At 41.8% G+C, this 18937-nt stretch carries 16 protein-coding genes and 1 tRNA gene; 10 read left to right on the forward strand and 7 right to left on the reverse strand.

From position 1 onward, the window contains the following. Positions 1-43: 43 nt before the first annotated feature. The 3 genes from katG to rmuC all read right to left on the reverse strand — a co-directional run bounded on the left by katG (position 44) and on the right by rmuC (position 5911). A complete protein-coding gene (gene katG / locus L884_RS0108955) occupies positions 44-2227 on the reverse strand; it encodes a catalase/peroxidase HPI (protein ID WP_028767180.1) in 2184 nt (727 codons plus the stop codon). A gap of 204 nt (positions 2228-2431) precedes the next feature. After that, complete coding sequence (locus L884_RS0108960; protein WP_028767181.1) at positions 2432-4363, reverse strand: transglycosylase SLT domain-containing protein; 1932 nt, start codon at positions 4361-4363, stop codon at positions 2432-2434. Positions 4364-4417: 54 nt separating this feature from the next. Then, positions 4418-5911, reverse strand: coding sequence for a DNA recombination protein RmuC (rmuC, locus tag L884_RS0108965; RefSeq protein ID WP_028767182.1), 1494 nt, complete (start codon positions 5909-5911; stop codon positions 4418-4420). Between the two features lie 208 nt (positions 5912-6119). Here rmuC and msrP point away from each other — a divergent pair, with 208 nt between their 5' ends. Together msrP and msrQ are read left to right on the forward strand one after the other, a co-directional pair. Further along, positions 6120-7142, forward strand: coding sequence for a protein-methionine-sulfoxide reductase catalytic subunit MsrP (gene msrP / locus L884_RS0108970; protein WP_051435590.1), 1023 nt, complete (start codon positions 6120-6122; stop codon positions 7140-7142). A 70-nt stretch (positions 7143-7212) separates the two neighbouring features. Next, positions 7213-7833: a protein-methionine-sulfoxide reductase heme-binding subunit MsrQ gene (gene msrQ / locus L884_RS0108975; protein WP_028767184.1), complete on the forward strand. Its 621-nt coding sequence runs from the start codon at positions 7213-7215 to the stop codon at positions 7831-7833. A gap of 518 nt (positions 7834-8351) precedes the next feature. Here the strand turns inward: msrQ and L884_RS0108980 are convergent. Then, the gene (locus L884_RS0108980; RefSeq protein ID WP_028767185.1) at positions 8352-8669 is read right to left on the reverse strand and encodes a hypothetical protein; all 318 of its coding nucleotides are present in this window, start codon (positions 8667-8669) and stop codon (positions 8352-8354) included. 183 nt (positions 8670-8852) lie between these two features. Here L884_RS0108980 and L884_RS0108985 point away from each other — a divergent pair, with 183 nt between their 5' ends. Genes L884_RS0108985 through L884_RS0108995 form a run of 3 tightly spaced genes read left to right on the forward strand, consistent with a single transcriptional unit; the run spans position 8853 to position 11803 of the window. Then, positions 8853-9350: a putative 4-hydroxy-4-methyl-2-oxoglutarate aldolase gene (locus tag L884_RS0108985; RefSeq protein WP_028767186.1), complete on the forward strand. Its 498-nt coding sequence runs from the start codon at positions 8853-8855 to the stop codon at positions 9348-9350. A 32-nt stretch (positions 9351-9382) separates the two neighbouring features. Next, complete coding sequence (locus L884_RS0108990) at positions 9383-11209, forward strand: AsmA family protein (protein ID WP_028767187.1); 1827 nt, start codon at positions 9383-9385, stop codon at positions 11207-11209. Continuing rightward, positions 11210-11803, forward strand: a complete 594-nt coding sequence (locus tag L884_RS0108995; protein ID WP_028767188.1) for a BsuPI-related putative proteinase inhibitor — start codon at positions 11210-11212, stop codon at positions 11801-11803. Between the two features lie 59 nt (positions 11804-11862). Here the strand turns inward: L884_RS0108995 and L884_RS0109000 are convergent, their stop codons facing one another. Then, the gene (locus L884_RS0109000; RefSeq protein ID WP_028767189.1) at positions 11863-13422 is read right to left on the reverse strand and encodes a LysM peptidoglycan-binding domain-containing protein; all 1560 of its coding nucleotides are present in this window, start codon (positions 13420-13422) and stop codon (positions 11863-11865) included. Between the two features lie 90 nt (positions 13423-13512). Then, on the reverse strand, positions 13513-14286 hold the full coding sequence (gloB, locus tag L884_RS0109005) for a hydroxyacylglutathione hydrolase (RefSeq protein WP_028767190.1): 774 nt from the start codon (positions 14284-14286) through the stop codon (positions 13513-13515). Positions 14287-14422: 136 nt separating this feature from the next. Between gloB and L884_RS0109010 the strand changes: the two genes are divergently transcribed. Together L884_RS0109010 and L884_RS0109015 are read left to right on the forward strand one after the other, a co-directional pair. Then, positions 14423-15163, forward strand: a complete 741-nt coding sequence (locus L884_RS0109010; RefSeq protein WP_028767191.1) for a class I SAM-dependent methyltransferase — start codon at positions 14423-14425, stop codon at positions 15161-15163. An 8-nt stretch (positions 15164-15171) separates the two neighbouring features. Continuing rightward, entirely contained in the window at positions 15172-16068 is an 897-nt protein-coding gene (locus L884_RS0109015; protein ID WP_028767192.1) for a LysR substrate-binding domain-containing protein, read from the forward strand. A gap of 39 nt (positions 16069-16107) precedes the next feature. On the opposite strand, the gene rnhA is transcribed toward L884_RS0109015, so the two are convergent. Continuing rightward, positions 16108-16587 carry a ribonuclease HI gene (gene rnhA, locus L884_RS0109020; RefSeq protein WP_028767193.1) on the reverse strand — a complete coding sequence of 160 codons (480 nt, stop codon included), beginning with the start codon at positions 16585-16587 and terminating at the stop codon, positions 16108-16110. 73 nt (positions 16588-16660) lie between these two features. Between rnhA and dnaQ the strand changes: the two genes are divergently transcribed. The 3 genes from dnaQ to L884_RS0109035 all read left to right on the forward strand — a co-directional run bounded on the left by dnaQ (position 16661) and on the right by L884_RS0109035 (position 18936). Beyond that, entirely contained in the window at positions 16661-17389 is a 729-nt protein-coding gene (dnaQ, locus tag L884_RS0109025; RefSeq protein WP_028767194.1) for a DNA polymerase III subunit epsilon, read from the forward strand. A gap of 21 nt (positions 17390-17410) precedes the next feature. Beyond that, on the forward strand, positions 17411-18742 hold the full coding sequence (locus L884_RS0109030) for a TIGR03503 family protein (protein ID WP_037410679.1): 1332 nt from the start codon (positions 17411-17413) through the stop codon (positions 18740-18742). Between the two features lie 117 nt (positions 18743-18859). Continuing rightward, positions 18860-18936: transfer RNA gene (locus tag L884_RS0109035), tRNA-Asp, on the forward strand. Position 18937: the final 1 nt, after the last annotated feature.

Genomic DNA, 18937 nt, shown 5'->3' on the forward strand with positions numbered 1-18937 from the left:
AGCAATCAATAATGTTACTGTAGCCTTGTGTCATTATCTTAAATTACTCCAAATCAAAGCGGTCAGCATTCATGACTTTTACCCATGCACTAACAAAGTCATGGATAAACTTTTCTTTGTTGGTGTCTTGCGCATAATGTTCACAGTATGAGCGCAGTATTGCGTTAGACCCTAAGACTAAATCGACTCGGGTTGCGCTCCATTGCAGTTCACCGTTATCTCGGTTAACGATATGGTAAAGATTATTGCTTATAGGCTGCCAGCTGTAGTTCATATCGGTGAGATTGACGAAAAAGTCATTAGTCAGTACCCCAATGTTGTCGGTGAATACACCATGTTTGCTGCCAGCATAATTGGTACCTAAAACTCGCATTCCGCCTATTAATACTGTCATTTCTGCAGCGGTTAATTGCATTAATTGGCTGCGTTCTAACAGTAGTTCTTCGGCTGTAACATGATAATCGGCTTTCAACCAGTTTCTAAAGCCATCATGTAGCGGCTCCAATACATCAAAAGAGTGCTCGTCAGTATTTGCTTGAGTGGCATCTCCTCGACCTTGAGCAAAGGGGACTTCGATATTAAATCCGCCTAACTTGGCAGCCTGCTCAATGGCGGTATTGCCGGCCAATACAATGAGATCGGCCAGTGAAATTGATGAGTTTAACTGCTGTTGTATGCTTTTTAGTGCACTAATAACTTTGTGCAGTTGCTCAGGCTCATTTCCTTGCCAGTTATTTTGCGGTGCAAGCTGTATTCGTGCACCATTAGCGCCACCACGGCGATCTGAGCCTCGATAGGTTCGCGCGCTATCCCAAGCCGTTACAATATACTCGGAAGGGCTAATGTCACTGGCTAAAATAGCTTGTTTTAACTGGGACAGTTCAGATAAGTCGAGTCGGTTAGGATTGTGGGGAATAGGATCTTGCCAGATCAGCTCTTCTGCTGGAACATCTGCGCCAAGGTAACGGGTTTTAGGCCCAAGATCCCTATGGGTTAGCTTGAACCATGCTCGGGTAAAGACCTCGGCGAAATAGCTTGGGTCTTGGTAAAATCGTTCAGCAATTTTACGATATTCTGGATCAAACTTCATTGCCATATCTGCATCGGTCATGATAGGCGTGCAGCGCTTATTGGGATCTTCAGCGTCAACTGGCATATCTTCAGGTTTGATATTGACTGGTTGCCATTGCCAAGCACCTGCCGGACTTTTCTGGATCCACCAATCGTAATTTAAGAGTAAGTGAAAATAACCGTTGTCCCATTGGGTTGGGTTAGTGGTCCATGGGCCTTCTAGCCCACTAGTGATGGCGTCTGAGCCAATGCCTCGCTGCTGTTTATTGAGCCAGCCAAACCCTTGATCTTCAAGTTCTCCAGCTTCTGGTTCTGGGCCAAGTTGACTCGCGTCACCGTTACCGTGGCACTTACCAACAGTATGGCCGCCAGCCGTCAATGCAACGGTTTCTTCATCGTTCATAGCCATTCTGGCAAAGGTGATCCTTACATCATGGGCGGTCTTGATAGGGTCTGGTTTGCCATCGACGCCTTCAGGATTAACATAAATTAGTCCCATCATGACGGCGGCTAAAGGATTATCGAGATCTCGCTCGCCAGAGTATCGGCTATTTTCTTTATCGCTGGTGGCTAGCCACTCTTTTTCAGCTCCCCAATATGTGTCAATTTCTGGTGTCCAAACATCTTCTCGACCGCCAGCAAAGCCAAACATTTTTAGTCCCATGGATTCATAGGCCATATTGCCGGCTAAGATGATCAGATCTGCCCAAGAAAGTGCGTCACCATAGCGTTTTTTTATTGGCCACAGTAGCCTGCGAGCTTTATCTAAATTGCCGTTATCTGGCCAGCTATTAAGCGGCGCAAACCGCTGACTACCTCGGCTCGCTCCACCTCGACCGTCTGCTATTCTGTATGTGCCTGCAGAGTGCCAAGCTAAACGGATCATTAAACCACCATAATGACCCCAGTCAGCGGGCCACCATGATTGTGATTGGGTCATTAAGTCTTTTAAATCTTGTTTTACTGCGGCGAGATCTAAATTATTGAAAGCTTGTTTATAGTTAAAATCCTTTGGCAGGGGCGAGGTCTTGCTATCATGTTGATGTAAAATTTCGAGGTTAAGTGATTTCGGCCACCACTGATTTTGCTTACTTTGTTGGTTGGTATTTGCCCCGTGCATAACCGGGCAGCCACCTTTACCTTGAGAGCTAGTCATTGTTAGCTTCCTTGTATTGCTCATGAAATAACTAGTTATAACAGTAGAACACTTTGCAGCTTTTGTTAGTGAAAATGGCTTAATGCCAATAGACTTATCGTTAGCTAGATACCGTTATTTGGCTATAGTAACGCTAGGGTGGGGCGGGGATACCCATTGTCCGGCTGTTATATACTAGCAGCCGGACATGTATCTATTTTAAAGTTAGTAATTAAAATTAAGCTCTTTGGCTGAAAGCAGTTCAGCCTGTTTGCCTTGCCTTACTTGATAAATGACTTTGTAGCTAAATACCGCTTGCACATATTCTCGAGTTTCTCTGTAGGGTATTGATTCAATAAAGCTAATGGCATCAAGCTTGCCATCACTTCGTTTTAACCAGCTGTTAATTCGATGCGGTCCAGCATTATACGAAGCGGTTGCTAGCACTCTATTTTGATCAAACTGCTTAAGTAAGCTGCCGTAGTAGGCGCTACCTAATGCAATGTTGAGCTTTTCATCATACAGGCTTTTAATGCCGCGATAGGGCAGCTTTGCTTTTTTGGCGGTCTGTTTTGCTGTAGCAGGCATAAGTTGCATATAGCCCCGCGCACCGACACCAGAGGTTGCATTGGGGTAATAGGCACTTTCGCGTCTCGATATCGCACGAATTTCATCAATATTAACAGCATACTTTTTACTTGCCTGCGTAAAAGCTGCTTGCGCTGCGTAAGGGAAGCGCATCTGCATGTCATTCCAAAGTTTGGCTTGTATACTTGCTTGCACCCCTAAACTATGCCAATTCTGCGATACAGCGTAGACACCATATTCAGTCTGCATGGTTTTATCATGGCGTTTTAATAACATCACCCATTCGGCTCGGGCATCTGACTGTTTATCAATCGCAAGTAGCTCACGCACTCGCGCTAACCCTTTATCTTCAAATAGCTTGGCTTTTAGTTCTGGTTTACTCTCACTGGCGTGATCTTGTAATTGAAATGGTTTGTTGAGTTTTTCTGCTGCGAGGTACCCATAAAAATTGCGTTCTAGGCGCAGCTCGTCAAATAGTCGTTGCGATTGTTGCTGACTTTGTTGACTGTTTTCCCTTGCAAGCACTTGTGCACGCCAATACTTCCAGCGTGCAGTATTTTGTTTTTGCTGGCTTAATTGTGGTAAAAACTTAGCAAAGCTGTGCTTATCATTGTCTCGTAGCGCCCAGCGCAGACGCATTTCGACAAGATCATCACTATCAAGTAAGGGTAAAATGGTATCAGCATAGCTTTGCAATTCTATCACTTGATAAATCAAGGTTCTTCTTACTAAATAACGGTTTAATTTTCGACCTTGATAGTCACTGAATCGATCTGCTTTTTGGTAAGCGGAAAATAACTTAACAGCTTGCTTAAGATCTTTTTTAGCCAGTTTTCTTAAGCCTAAATCAACAATGGTCGCGTTGATTTTTGCGCTACCGCTAAATTTAGATTTATGGCGTAAGCTACGGGGATCTTTGTAAACGGCTAATAAGCGTTTAGCATCGTCTTTATTAGTTGTAAGTTGTCTGGAAAGGTAGGACAGTAATCCGTATTGACCTTGCTCAAAACTGAGCAACATACGTGACCAAATCAACTCTTGAGTTCTAAGCCCTGCTTTTTGCCATTGTCTAAATAACGGATCACACTCTTTAGGCCGAGAGCGCCCATGTAGCCACAGTTTTTCAGCTCCCTCATAGGCTAGTTTACTGTCACCTTTTTGGAGTTGGGCGCGGTAGTAATAGCATTGCAACACGACATTATTAGGTTGATTGGGGCTGACACTGAGAAAGTCTTGCCAACGCTTTTGACTGCCACTGCGCTTTAGATAACGATAACGGCCGGTATTATACAATGGGCTACCAACAAAAGGCTTTAGCGCAGCTAAAGCCTTATCGCCGGGAAGCTTGAGAATGTCGTTTATATCGTTATGAAAATCTAAATAAATCGCCAATGGATAGTCATCAAGTTTGTTACGCATTACTTGATATTGACTCAGGTGTTGTTTTTTTAGTTTGCTACGAGCATCGAGGTAAAGTTGTTGCTCATCAGTTAATGATGACGCTGCAACTGACCATGATATACTTAGAGTTAGCATCCCTATTAAAATGCGACTTAGCTGCTTGTGCATTTACAACAATCCTCTTAAATATCCTTATAACTGCCTTACGCTGTCTGCGTTGGCTTAATCTTGATGAATATCATCATCAGATAAGCTTAGTGCTTTATCCAGAAGTTGGGCATCAACTTTTTTACTGGTTTGTACACCTAGCTGCTGCATTTGATGGGCTTGGCGGATGACGTTACCTTTGCCGGTAGATAACTTGTTCATTGCGCTGGTAAAGTTTTTGTCAGCTGACTCAAGTGCGCGCCCCAACTTATCCATGTCGTCTAAATAGCCACACAGCTTGTCGTAGATTTTTCCGGCTTGCTTGGCGATCATTTGGGCGTTTTGATTCTGATACTCATAGCGCCAAATATTATTGATTGTGCGCAGTGCTACCAATAGATTGGTTGGGCTAACTAACATAATGTTACTTTCAAGCGCGTAATTAACTAAGCTTGGATCGTGTTCAAGTGCTAGTAAAAATGCTGGTTCAAGCGGAATGAACATCAGTACGTAGTCGAGGCTCTTTAACCCATGTAGCTTTTGATAGTCTTTTTGACTTAGCCCTTTGATATGAGAGCGAACTGAAATAATGTGCTCTTTAATTGCTTGAGCACGTACTTCGTCATCGTCACTATTAAAGTATCGCTCGTAGGCAATCAGTGACATTTTTGCATCAATGACCACGTCTTTATTTTCGGGCAAATGCACAATGACATCGGGTTTAAAGCGCTTACCGTTATCACTTTTTAGATCGGCTTGAGTGTCATACTCATGGCCTTCACGTAAACCACTTTCTTGTAACACTCGCTCTAGGATAACTTCACCCCAATTGCCTTGTTGTTTATTATCACCCTTTAGTGCTTTAGTAAGGTTTACAGCGTCTTGACTCATTTTTAAATTAAGCTCAGTTAATGAGTCTAATTGATGTTTGAGTGCACTACGTTGAGTTTGTTCGTGAGAGTAAGAAGCTTGGACCTGCGCTCTAAACCCTTCTAGTTGCTGCTTAAAAGGGGCTAAGACACTGTCAAGTTGTTGGTTGTTTTGGCTCTGTAGTTTTTCGCTTCTTGCCTCGAATATTTTGGTCGCTAAATTTTCAAACTGCGCATTTAAGCGAACCTCTGAGTCTTCCAGCAATTGAATTTTATCATTCAATGCTTGTTCTTTTGCATCAAAACTGGCAGTTAAGGTTTGTTGCATTGCATTAGATTTAGACAATGCCAATTGGAGTTCCATCTGCTTACGTTGATTGTCAGCTAAAGTTTGTTCTAATTCATGTACACGTTCAGCTTGAGCTTGTGACTTGCCTAATTGCTCTAGTCGAAACTCTAGTTTGTCCTGATATTGATCAATCGTCAGCTCTTTTTGGTTTATGGTTTCTTTAAGCTCTAAAATTTCGCTGTTTAACTCTAGCTTTGTTTGTTCCATTTCATCCATTAGCTGACTTCTAACGTATTCCCATTTAGTGCGGGTTTTACGTTGGTTGAATAATGCACCAATTAACATCGCGAGAAACGATATGGCGATAATGATAACAATTTGGGCGGTTGAGAAATCAAGCTCTAAAGGCATGTGAGAAGGCTCTTAACATGATGAATGAAACAGTAGAGTGGCATGGCGATTTAAACACTGCAAGCATAAGCAGATGAATTATTAGATAAGTGCTGCAGACATAGTCAGCTGTTAACAAAATGTAATTTAAGCGAGTGTGAAACCTTTCTTCGACTTTGTCGGTCTGATGAGTAAGTGGTAAGTATTAAAATAAGGATGGAGCGGCCAAATGAATATAAAAAAAACTGCTGCCTGGGATAAATATACCAGTAAAGACATTACGCCAGAGGAGGTTTACCAAGACAGAAGGCGTATTTTAAAACAAATGGGCTTTATTGGTGCAGGTGCATTGTTATCTTCCCATGCCAATGCTGGTGTATTTGATCTGTTCTCAACAGATGAACAAAAATCGGCTTTTTTAACTAAGGCTTTGCCTTTTACTAAGCAAGCACAGTATGACCATCTGTTATATGGCGCTTTGACACCTGAGTCGAAAATTATCTCTCACAATAATTTCTATGAATTTGGTACTAGCAAAACCGATCCTGCTGAAAATGCCCAGCAACTAAAAGTCGAGCCTTGGAAGCTAGTGATTGATGGTGAGGTGGATTCTCCCATAACTCTAGATTACGACGACTTGCTCAAGTTATTTCCATTAGAGGAACGCGCTTATAATTTTAGATGCGTAGAGGCTTGGTCTATGGTGATCCCCTGGGTAGGTTTTTCACTCGCGAGTTTACTTAAAAAAGTTGGGGTTAATAGCAGAGCCAAATATGTGGCTTTTGAAACACTGTTCGATCCAGAGCAGATGCCCGGGCAACGAAACCGTTACCTTGGTGGCGGAATTAATTATCCCTATGTCGAAGGCTTAACCTTGGCAGAAGCAATGAACGATTTAACTTTTATGTCTGTCGGTTTATACGGTAAAACTTTGCCACCGCAAAACGGTGCGCCAATTCGCCTAGTCGTGCCTTGGAAATATGGCTTTAAGAGTATCAAATCTATTGTGCGGATAAGATTAACAGAAAAGCAGCCTCCGACTTCTTGGAATCAACTTGCGCCGAATGAATATGGTTTTTACGCTAACGTTAATCCTGAGGTGGATCACCCTAGGTGGTCGCAAGCTTCTGAACGACGTATCGCTGAGGGTGGATTGTTTTCAGCAAAACGGATCCCTACGCTGCCTTTTAATGGTTATGCCGAGTTTGTTGCTGATCTCTATAAGGGGATAGATTTACGTAAATATTATTGATTTCTATGCTTTTAAAACAAGTTAGAAGTCATTTAACTGTTTACCGCTCAATTGTAATCTAGGTATTTTTATGAGGCTAACGCGTCGTTCTTTATTTTGGCTTAAAGTGGTGTTTCATTTAATTGGCGCACTACCAATAGCTTATTTGGTATTAAAAGTGATGAGCGATAATGCAGGTGGTGACCCTGTGCAATATATCATTCATTACACTGGAATAGGGGCATTGAATGCCCTAGTTGCCACCTTGGCTATTTCGCCACTCGCTAAGTGGTCAAAGCAAGGAATGTTATTACAAACTAGGCGCTTAGTCGGCCTCTATGTTTTTGCTTATGCAAGTTTACATGTATTGGCTTTTTTTAGCTTAGACTTATTATTTGCATGGTCACTGTTTTTTGAAGAGGTGGTGAAACGTCCATATATTCTAGTTGGTGCGACTGCATATCTTTTATTAACAGGGTTAGCATTCACCTCATTTAACAGTATTCGCCGCAAAATGGGCCGCAGCTGGCAAAAGTTACATAACGCCGTTTACTTAATTGCTGTGCTGGGTGTTGTTCATTTTTACTGGTCGGTGAAGTCGGAGCTGATAGAGCCAAGCATTTATATTTTGTTATTTGCTTTGTTATTGGCATTAAGGCTAAAACTCACCAAAAAGCGCAAGTATAAAGCGAGTAAAGCATCTCAAATCTAAGAACTGATTGACAATTAGCAAACTAGTTTTGTGTTCGTATAGCAAAGTACCGGATAAGCTTGTTTTAACCATATGGCCTTGTATGTTGTCTCGATACAAGGTCATGAATATAGGCGCTAATGAATATCATTAATCCATAACTATATGGCCTATTGTATACATATAGCCTTTGTTTATTAGCTGTAAACAAGTACTAAATGGACGATTAAGCAAGGTAAATAATGTCGTAACGATTAGAACTTTATGCGGTTCAATAATAACAAAGACTGTTAGCAGTTGAAGTGGGTCATGGTGATACGGATATTTTATATCAATTATAGAAAGCCCTTCCGTAGGCTTGAGAGACCTTGAGTTGAACTGGTATCTAGAAGTTATTGGTTAACTTAGTCAGTTGCGCTTCCTTGATATTGAAATGATCTTAATGAAAGCTATTGTTACAACTTAACTCGTATCTACAAGTTTATTTGTATTGAGTAATGGCTTTACAATTTTCGTTCAATCTCTAGCTATTTAATAAGTTAGCTATTCTCTTGCTGCTTCATAATTTGCAGTACTTCATCATAAGAGATATTGAACTGACGAGACAGATTTATAATCTTAGTCTTATAGGTTTGAATGTTTTCATGTTGAGCTAATAATCTTTTTTCATTCTCAACGAGTTCATTCACTGCTTCTTGTAAAATAAGCAGTCGGCGTAAATTAAAATCGAGCGAGTCGATGTATTTCATCATTTGTGCTTTATTGCGAGCTTGCTCTAAATCGCTTGAATGCTTTTTATCATAACCATATTGGTCAAGTGCTGCGATGGCACTTTCTAAATCAAGATTATTATTCATTTTTACCTACGGTCTACGGAAGGAAATTTTGTGTTTATACCTTGTAGAATATTATAGTTTGTATTTTAGTGCTGTAAAAGTCCATAGTGTATAAATAATCGGTAAATTACAGGTTTATACCTTGGGTTTATCGCCGTAAACTGTCAGGCTAGAGAAAATTCTACTATATGCATGGAGGCTATGATGTTAGACCTGTTACCAGATTTATTTGATACCTATCCTGAGAAACTGACCTTATTGGCACCTATGTTTAGCTCTTATGGTGGTAAAGAGTGCTTTTGGGGAGAAGTTGTCACCGTTAAATGTTACCGAGATAACTCAAAAGTTAAAGAAGTCTTAGCGCAAGATGGCACTGGCAAAGTACTGGTTGTCGATGGCCAAGGCGTGATGGATTGCGCCTTACTTGGCGATATGATTGCTGAAAACGCAGCTAAAAATGGATGGCGAGGCGTGGTTATTTATGGCTGTGTTAGAGACGTATCAACCCTAAAAACCATAGATTTAGGTGTTAAAGCAATAGGTGTTAACCCGATTAAGACTGAGAAAAAGGGCGTGGGTGAGATAAATATCGCAGTCGAAATATTTGGCGTCATTATTTCACCGCACTCTTTTATTTATGCTGATGCTAATGGCGTCGCTGTTTGTAATGAAAGTTTAGATATAAGCATGTTAGATTTATAACATTGGACTCGTAATAATAGATGGGATCTACGATGAAATTTTTAAAATGGTTTTTAATAACAGTTTTAGGATTGTTCCTTGCAGTGGTGGTTTATGTCACCGTGATTTTTGATCCAAACGACTTTAAGCCGCAAATTGTTGATCTGGTAAAGCAAGAAACCGGTAGAGAGCTGAAGATAGGCAGTGATCTGTCTTGGACATTTTTTCCAAGCTTAGGGATAGAGCTTGGCGATATCAGTTTATCGAACCCAAGTGGGTTTGAAAATGCTTCAATGATCGCAGTTAATCAAGTGGTTGCCGAAGTTGCATTAATGCCTTTATTTAAAAAAGAGGTTGAAATCTCTCAGTTAAACCTTGATGGCTTAACGTTGACGCTTGAAACTCAAAAAGATGGTCGTAACAGTTTTGATGGTTTAGGCGATAAGCAAACTGCAAACAATCAAACAAGTTCGCCAGTAGAAGATTCAGGCTCGTCTAATGCATCTCTCGCTAAGCTTGATATCGGTGGTATTGCGATCACTAATACTAAAATCACTAATATCGATCATCAAAGTGCGACTGAACAAGTATTCGCGTTGAAAGAGCTAACTTTAGGGCGTTTTCAATTAGGCCAATTTGCTGCTCTTAAATATGAGTTTTCGGCTGTACTCCCTGATATGGAGTTAATGAGTCAAGGGCAAGGTCAAATTAAGATTGCGCAAGATTTGAACACAGTTACCATCAATGAGTTTGTCGTGAAAAATCAGCTCAAGGGGGCGAGCCTACCTAATGGTCAACTACAAGCCGATTTGAATACTTCAGTAGTTGTTGCTTTAGATAAGCAAACGATGAACTTAGTATTAAGCAGTTTTAGTGCGGCAAATATTAATGCTTCAGGCTCACTGGATGTCGCTTATGGTAAAAAAGTGCCTAACATTGTGGCGAAACTTGAGGTTGGCGACGTAGATCTTGATGCGCTGTTGCCTGCTGAGTCAAAAAATGCAACTGATAAACCTCAACAGACACAAAGCTCTGCGAATGCTGTTGAACCCGATTTGACTGCGATGAAATCAGTTAACCTCGATGTTGATGTTCGGGTTAAATCAGTAAAAGTGGCAAATCTACGTACTCAGAATTGGGTGATGCAGTTAGTGATGCAAGGTGGTGTTGCCAATATGAAGCAGCTATCGGCTGATCTATATGGTGGTAAAATTGCCGCTTCGGCAAAAATAGATGGGCGTAACAAGGTTGCTCAATATCAATTCGATAAGCGGTTATCAAATGTTGATATTCGGGCGCTATTAATTGATATGGCTGAAGTTGATATGTTAGATGGTACTGCCAACTTTAAAGTCGCAGGTAAGGGCAAGAGCCTTTTACCTGACAACTTAAAGAAAAACTTAGTAGCAAACGGTCAGTTTGAGATTGCTGACGGTGCTATTCATGGGGTAAATATCCCACAAATGATTAGGCAGGCTAAGGCTAAGTTGAGCGGTGATATGTCTTCTGGTGCGGGAGCTACGGTACAGAAAACTGACTTTACCAGCATGACTGGCTCATTCAATATTGCTAAAGGTGTGGTATCAAACCCAGATCTTGATATGTCATCACCACTCATACGTTTAAAAGGCGCTGGTACCGCCAATATTATTAATCAAGCGCTAGACTATAAATTAACAACTTCAGTTGTCGGCTCACTAGAGGGTCAAGGTGGCGATCAACGAGACGCGCTTTATGGCGTGGAAATTCCTTTTGCAATCAAAGGCACTATGACAGAGCCTAAGTTTTCCCTTGATACTAAGGCACTATTAGACTCTAAGTTAAAGGAAGAAACCAATAAGCTAAAAGATAGCCTATTCAAAAAGTTCGGAGGGCTATAAATGTTAGCTAAAGCTTTATTTCCTATAATCGGGTTAAGTGTTATTGGATGTTCTGGTCAGCAAGTTAGTGAGACCATTACAGAGCCCGCGACGCTGCAGCCAGCGAAAGTTGCACAACAATCGCAGCCGCAACAAACGGTTAAACCTATATTACAACCTGTGGTTGTGGCTGGTTCGGATAAAGTTCATATCAGCGAAAGTTTAGACAATAGAGCAAAGACAAAGGATAGTGCGATGCAGCCAGCTTTATTTGATGCCGAGTTGCTCGTTAGTGATAAGGCCAATGTGACTCTACAATATACTAATGTTCAGTCTTATGGCGTGCCTTTAATGTTTAGATCAGGTATGACTGCAGATCTTTGGTTGTTTGATCCTCAAGCGAATAAGGTTTGGGCATGGTCGAATGAGATGATGTTCACACAAGCTATTCGTGAAACCGTTATGCCAGCTGGGAAAACGCAGAAAGTGAGGTTTAAAATCCCTATAGATGTGGCAGCTAAAATTGGTAAAGGTTATCGTTTAGAGGCGATATTTGCTGGTAATGCGACAGAGTCACAAAGACCTGCAATGTCAAAGGTCATCTACACTTACTAACTTATTGAAGGTAAAAAAATAAAAAGGCGACCTTAGGTCGCCTTTTTGATGTTTGCTCGTTAAGCTCTTACTTTGGTCATATCCACGTAAAGCTTAAGCATTTGTCCAGGCTGTAGGTATTTACTTTTTTCAAGTGAATTCCAACGGACTAGATCGTTGACGGTGACATTAAATTTACCCGCGATACGGGCTAATGAATCGCCACTACGTACTTTATAGTTTACTGTGCGCATCACTTCACTTAAGCCTTGGCTATTTGAACGTGTGCCTGACCAAATAACGAGTTTTTGTCCTATTTGCAGCGGGTCTTTTGGCGCCATGCTATTCCAGCTTGCAAGTTGGGCTGTCTTCACTTTATGTTGCTTAGCAATTTTCCACAGAGAGTCGCCAGACTTTACCTTGTAGGTGATCTTGCTTGAGCCGCGTGCTTTGTTTTGCTGACGGTTTAAACGTTGATCGGCAGACAATAGATACTCATCTAGGTTTTTAGCTGATACAGGGATCAGCAAGAATTTCCCAGCAACAATGGTATTGCCTTTAATGTCATTAACAGATTTTAAGGCAGACACGGTTGTTTTATAGCGCTTGGCGATAAGCCCTAAACTGTCGCCAGATTTTATTTGGTAACGCTCCCAGTTAAGACGCTCATTTGTTTGGGTTTTACTCAAAGCGATTTTAAACGCATCAGCTTTGTCTACTGGTAGTACAAGCTTGTGCGGTCCTTCTGGTGCGGTTGCCCAGCGATTATAACCGGGGTTGAGTTTATGTAGCTCAGAGGTCGTCATGTTGGCAATATCAGCTGCAAGTGCTAAATCAATTTGACTACCAATATCGACAACTTCAATTTGTGGCTTATTGCTAATCGGTGTGAGTTTAATGCCATATTTGTCGGCATGTTTAATTACATCAGCAAGGGCCAACAGTTGTGGAACGTAACGTTCAGTTTCACGTGGCAAATTTAAACTAAAAAAGTCGGTTGAAATGCCTTTCTTTGCATTACGCTTAGCAGCGTTAATGACGCGTCCTTCACCAGTGTTATAGGCTGCAATAGCGTATAACCAGTTTTCGCCAGTTTTACCGTGCAAGTACTCAAGCATGTCGAGAGCTGCAGTGGTGGCAGCTGGAACGTCGCGGCGACCGTCGTACCACCAGTTCATTTGCAAACCAAAATGGCGTGCCATAGGTGAGGTGAACTGCCAAAGACCTGATGCTGCACCATGTGAGTATGCAAAAGGATCAAAAGCACTCTCAACAATAGGTAGTAGAGCTAACTCGATAGGTAAGTTGCGTTTTTCAATCTCTTCTACAATAAGGTACATGAACGGTGTTGCACGTTCTGATACGCGTTCAAGATGTTGCGGATGTTTGATATACCAATCTCGGTATTGGCGTACCAGTTTTTCATCTGGTACTTCCATCTGCATATCAAGACGAATGCGCTGCCAAATATCTGTGATCTCAACAGGCTCAACTATTGTTGGTTCAATAGGAGCAACTTTGACTTTTTCTATTACTACCGGAGTAGCAGGGGTCCCTTCATCGGTTTTCTGGCTGTCTAAAGTTTGACAACCTGTCAGCAGGGCAATCCCCCCCGCGACGAATAAAAATGGTACGCGCATTGAAAATGTGTGTCCTCTAATTAGGCTCAAAAAAGCCAGATTAAATCTGGCTTAGTGGCGCTGGAATAGCGGGCTATTGTAGATTATTTTTTAGAAATTGTCTTTCCATTGACGCAGAAGTGCGAAGCTTTGCAGCGTATTTGCGATAGGTTGTTGGTATTGAACGGCTAAATTTTGCTGAATTTCTGTACAATTTGCGCGCAAAAATGGATTTATTGCTTTTTCTTGGGCGATTGATGATGGCAAAGTCGCTACATTTTTTTCTCTGAGCTGTATTGCTTGCTGCTCGTATTGTTGTAATTGTTGGTTGTTGGGCTCGACTGCTCGAGCGAAACGTAAGTTCGCTAATGTATATTCGTGGGTGCAGTAAACCTTAGTATTGTCAGCAAGCTGGCAGAGTCGTGATAAAGAATCAAACATTTGCTCAGCCGTGCCCTCAAACAGTCGGCCACAGCCACCGCTGAACAATGTATCTCCGCAAAATAGCGCATCAGCTATGACATAAGCAATATGGCCTAATGTATGGCCTGGGACCTGCATTATCTCTACATCAAGTCCTATACCTTCTAACGTTAGTTGTGTTTGTGTGGTAATTGGTCTGTTTATACCTTTGATGTTTTCGGAATCTGGGCCATAGACAGGAATATCACCGAAGTGTTGAATTAGAGCGCTGATCCCACCAGTATGATCGTGGTGGTGATGGGTGATCAGAATACCTTGTAGTGTTAAGTTTTTGCTGCTGGCGTATTCAATAACAACCTGCGCATCACCTGGGTCGACCACATAAAATCCAGTACTTTGCTCAGTTTGTAGTGCCCAGATATAATTATCATTAAAGGCGGGAAGTGGCGTGATATTTAACATACTAAAACTCTCTATGTAAGAATCAATTCGCTCTAATTACGTTATTTGAGCACTTAGATCAGTTTACTGAGCAAAGCTATTGCTTGTACACCGCTTTCATTATTAAAGTAGGGTATCAGCGAATTTGGAGATTGATTTGTCACACTCAGGATCAGCATTAAAGCCTTTTCATTGGTCAGAACTTCCCAATGGGGTAATTATACGCGAAAGCCTAGAAGCTGCTTTGTCACCTTGGTGGCCAAGAATTTTTGGCTATTACATGCTTAATTTAGGTCCTTTGAGCCATAAAATCGATAAACCGAATGTGGCTATTAGCCGTCAATTTGGATTATTTGATGAGGCGCAAGCCCAAATTCGCGGAGATTACAGCCAATTACCGATTCAAAATGTCAGCGTCGATGCTGTTGTAATGAATTTTGTATTGGAGTTTGAAGCCGATCCTTATCGACTTTTAAGGGAGATTGATCGAGTGCTGGTGTCTGGTGGACACTTAATCATCAGTGGTTTTAATCCACTAAGTCCAATGTTTCTTGGGCAGATTTTACCTAAACACCAAAATGAAATCCCTTGGAATGGGCGGTTTTTTACTCCTTCAAGAGTGAAAGATTGGCTAGGCTTGCTGGGCTATCAGGTGGTTGCAGATGAGCGCTTACTGCACCATCATCTGTTAAACGAAGTAAAGATAGATAATATTTGGTCCCATGCGCTTAAGTCTTGGCTGCCGAGTAGCGGTAGCATCTATGTTTTAGTGGCTAGAAAACTTGAAAGTCCGTTAACACCGATACAAGCTAAGCGAAAGGTCAAGCAGCCAAATTGGTCAACTGCTCCAAGTGCTGGCCGTACAGGTCATGTTTCTAAATCGTCAAATCAAACGTAAGAATATTCATGCGAATAACATTAAAACAGTTAGCTATATTTGAGGCCGTTGCCCGCAGTGGCCAAGTGGCTAAAGCTGCTGACTTGGTAAATTTGTCATCACCTGCAGCCTCTATGGCGTTATCAGAGTTGGAAAAGCAACTTGATACTCGCTTGTTTGAGCGGGTAGGTAATCGATTACGCTTAAACTCTCAGGGGAGTTTGTTATTACCTCTGGCTACTGAGGCATTACAGAAAATAGAACAGATTGAACATGCTTTTTCGCCTGCAGGGGCTGAGCTTGGCGGAGTGCTTAATGTTAGTGCAAGTTCGACTATTGGCAATTACTTGCTCGCTAAGTCTGCTGTGGCTTTTTGTCAGCAACATACCAATACGCTGGTGAATGTGGATATTGATAATACCCAAGCGGTTATTAATGCTGTTCTCGAGTTTAGAAGTGAGATGGGCTTTATTGAGGGCCAGTGCCTTGATAGTCGCATTGCAGTAGAAGCATGGCACAAAGACAAACTATTGATTTTTTGCCACCCAGCGCATCCATTAGCAGGGCAGAAGGTTAAGCCAAGTGCGCTGCATAATATGCCTTGGGTGATGCGTGAAGAGGGATCTGGCACTCGCGATTACTTTGTCAACGCAGCGAATGCACTAGGTATGCAACCACAAGAGAAATTTCGTTTTTCAACTCCAGATGCGATAAAGCAAGCGGTTAAGCAGGGGGCGGGGCTTGGAGTGTTATCTGAATTAACCCTTGAAAAAGAGTTAATTCGTAAGGAGTTAGCAATAATTCATGTTGAAGGCTTGCTATTAGAACGTAAATTTTACCGCATTCATCACAAGAGCCGTAATTTTACCCCAATCGGCTTAGAGTTTATAAAGTTCAATAAAATGTTTTTAAACACTGATGGCTAGGCTGTTAGTTGTAGACAAATAACAGCCCGATTTTTAGTATTAGCCTTGCTGGTCGATATAGCCGTTATCTTGCTGTACCGGCTTAGCTTCTGCAGCTTTGCGTGCTAGCAGATCACAGCGTTCATTTTCGACATGTCCAGCATGGCCTTTAACCCAGCGCCAATCAATTTGATGCAGTTGTGATACAGTGTCGAGACGTTGCCAAAGATCAACATTTTTCACTGGTTGATTGGTGGAAGTGATCCAGCCTTTGCGTTTCCAACCGTGGATCCATTGAGTGATCCCTTGACGCATATATTGGCTATCACTGGTTAAAATAACCTGACAAGGTACTTTTAATGCTTCAAGTGCGATAATCGGAGCTAGAAGTTCCATACGATTATTGGTTGTAAGTGCAAATCCACCAGCAAGTTCTTTTGTTTGCTTTTTGTACTTTAAAACGATGCCGTAGCCACCAGGGCCAGGATTACCGAGGCAAGAACCGTCGGTATAGATAGAGATCTGTTTCAGTCCAGTCATCAAGTTGCTACCATAGCTATAATTGCTGGGCGAGTATACCCAAAATAGTTAATAGAGAAATGTATAAATTCATATGAATATTGTTTCAAGCGCAAAGCGTCAAATTATTCTCGATACCGAAACTACAGGTATGAACCAGTCAAGTGGCCCAGTTTATCTAGGTCATAGAATTATTGAAATTGGCTGTGTTGAAGTGATAAATCGTCGCTTAACAGGGCGTCATTTCCATGAATATATCAACCCGCAACAAGCGATTGATGAAGAGGCTATTGCAGTTCATGGTATTACCAATGAGTTTGTTGCAACTAAGCCAAAATTCCATGAAATTGCCCAAAGTTTTATTGAGTTCATCGATGGCGCAGAAATTGTGGCACATAACGCAAACTTCGACGTGAGCTTTATGGATCATGAGTTTTCTATGTTGCAGCCACTTGGCCCTAAAACCACGGATATCTGTCAGGTACTCGACTCATTAGAAGTTGCTAAATTTTTGCATCCAGGTCAAAAGAATAACTTGGATGCTTTGTGTAAGCGATACGGTATTGATAACTCAGCCCGTGACTTACACGGGGCATTACTCGATGCTGAGATTTTGGCAGACGTTTATCTGTTAATGACAGGTGGCCAAACCAAATTTAACCTTTCAAGTGAAAAAGCCGGTCAAGAGGGCGGTGGTATTCAGCGATTAAGTGCGAATAGAACAAAACTTAAAGTGATCTCTGCATCGGCCGATGAACTGATTAGACACGAGGAACGACTGGATTTAGTGGCTAAATCAGGACAATGCCTCTGGCGCGGTTAAATTCACCTTAAGAGCCTCTCTATGATAAGAAGAGTTACCTTTTTTACGGTTTGCATTATTGGCTACTTTGTTTTTAGTGCCGCGGCTTCATCTGAAGTGTTGCTGTCTAAACATGCAGCAGAATTAAAAAACCGCTTTAGAATCGATCACATGGTTGAATCGGTAACATTACTGATCCATAGAGAGTACGGCAGTGCGCCAGTGATTATAGTCCGCCCTGATGGCAGTAAATGGTATGTAGATCGACACCCTGACGACAAAGTGACTTGGATGGAAGGGTTGACGGGGGACATGATCACTATTAAACAGCCTATGGCTGGCCCTTGGCAGTTAATTGGTCAGGTTGTAGAGGGCTCAGTCATTGATAAAGTCACTGATCTCTCGATACAAGTCGAACCAATTCCAAAGTCATTGTTTCAAGGTGAACGTTTAAAGCTAACTGCGCAACTGCTAGGTGATGCAGAAAGAGTACGGCTTCCAGGTCTTGATTTTATGATGAATTGGACTGCACGTTTTATCAGCGAGAATAATCCTGCTGATGAAAACTATGCCGCAGGAACATTTATCGTTGGTGCCTATCGTGATAATGGCGAGTCATTAGATGAACGTCCCGATGATGGCATTTTTACTAGCGACTTAGATTTAGATCAGCCTTGGGGTGATTATCGACTACAGATCCGAGCTAAAAATGCAGTTCTCGATCGTGAATATAATGATTCATTTAGGTTATTACCCCAGCCAATCAAGCTTGAGCTGTTGGCACCAGAACAAGAAAACTCAGGTATATGGACACTAGAGGTACAAGTCGACGATAGCCAAGTGAAGTTAAGCAATACTCATTTGGAGGCAGAGATCTTAGGGCCTACAGGTAAATTAGTGCCTGTCACGTTAACAAATCTTACTGAATCGAGTTCACAATTTGTTTTACCAAAAGTGATGGACTTTGGCAGCTACCACATAAAAACTAATGCGGTAACCACAACATTAGATGGTCGTGAAATTTATCTGCAATTACCGGAACTGTTTTTTAATCTTGTTGAACCGCCAGCCCCACCGCCAACTCAAGAAGAATTGGCTGCTAGAGCCGAAGCCATCGCAAAACAGCAAGAGCTGCAAGCTAAAGATGAGGCGATTTTCTGGATAGCATCGGTAAATGGCGCTTTGATCTTAGTTGGTATTATTGTTTTATTAATTGTTCGTAAACGCAGTAACCTTAAAAAAGCACTGGCCGCGACAGAGGCACGACTTGAAAAAGAAGTGCAAAGGGAAAAAATGTTACTTGAGCTCGACCAGATAGACTTAACCATGCCAGATGAAGAGCAAGCTACTTCGGCCAGAAAAACAGAGATTTAACCCCTAGAATGTTTAAGTTTACGGCGAATTGTTTGTTTTTTGTCTATACAGTTGGCGGAATAAAAAAAGTTATTGACGGACTACCTCACTCTACGTATTATTCACCGCACTTGATGTGGAGCGGTAGTTCAGTTGGTTAGAATACCGGCCTGTCACGCCGGGGGTCGCGGGTTCGAGTCCCGTCCGCTCCGCCAA

This window comes from Shewanella fidelis ATCC BAA-318, from assembly GCF_000518605.1.
Classification (GTDB): domain Bacteria; phylum Pseudomonadota; class Gammaproteobacteria; order Enterobacterales; family Shewanellaceae; genus Shewanella; species Shewanella fidelis.

Excerpts from the sequence above, each read along its gene's own strand:
- gloB (WP_028767190.1), bottom strand. The coding sequence starts at position 14,286 with ATGTTAAATATCACGCCACTTCCCGCCTTTAATGATAATTATATCTGG.
- msrQ (WP_028767184.1), top strand. The coding sequence starts at position 7,213 with ATGAGGCTAACGCGTCGTTCTTTATTTTGGCTTAAAGTGGTGTTTCAT.
- rnhA (WP_028767193.1), bottom strand. The coding sequence starts at position 16,587 with ATGACTGGACTGAAACAGATCTCTATCTATACCGACGGTTCTTGCCTC.
- L884_RS0109015 (WP_028767192.1), top strand. The coding sequence starts at position 15,172 with ATGCGAATAACATTAAAACAGTTAGCTATATTTGAGGCCGTTGCCCGC.
- L884_RS0108980 (WP_028767185.1), bottom strand. The coding sequence starts at position 8,669 with ATGAATAATAATCTTGATTTAGAAAGTGCCATCGCAGCACTTGACCAA.
- katG (WP_028767180.1), bottom strand. The coding sequence starts at position 2,227 with ATGACTAGCTCTCAAGGTAAAGGTGGCTGCCCGGTTATGCACGGGGCA.
- rmuC (WP_028767182.1), bottom strand. The coding sequence starts at position 5,911 with ATGCCTTTAGAGCTTGATTTCTCAACCGCCCAAATTGTTATCATTATC.
- dnaQ (WP_028767194.1), top strand. The coding sequence starts at position 16,661 with ATGAATATTGTTTCAAGCGCAAAGCGTCAAATTATTCTCGATACCGAA.
- L884_RS0108990 (WP_028767187.1), top strand. The coding sequence starts at position 9,383 with ATGAAATTTTTAAAATGGTTTTTAATAACAGTTTTAGGATTGTTCCTT.
- L884_RS0108960 (WP_028767181.1), bottom strand. The coding sequence starts at position 4,363 with ATGCACAAGCAGCTAAGTCGCATTTTAATAGGGATGCTAACTCTAAGT.
- L884_RS0108985 (WP_028767186.1), top strand. The coding sequence starts at position 8,853 with ATGTTAGACCTGTTACCAGATTTATTTGATACCTATCCTGAGAAACTG.
- msrP (WP_051435590.1), top strand. The coding sequence starts at position 6,120 with ATGAATATAAAAAAAACTGCTGCCTGGGATAAATATACCAGTAAAGAC.
- L884_RS0109000 (WP_028767189.1), bottom strand. The coding sequence starts at position 13,422 with ATGCGCGTACCATTTTTATTCGTCGCGGGGGGGATTGCCCTGCTGACA.
- L884_RS0109030 (WP_037410679.1), top strand. The coding sequence starts at position 17,411 with ATGATAAGAAGAGTTACCTTTTTTACGGTTTGCATTATTGGCTACTTT.
- L884_RS0108995 (WP_028767188.1), top strand. The coding sequence starts at position 11,210 with ATGTTAGCTAAAGCTTTATTTCCTATAATCGGGTTAAGTGTTATTGGA.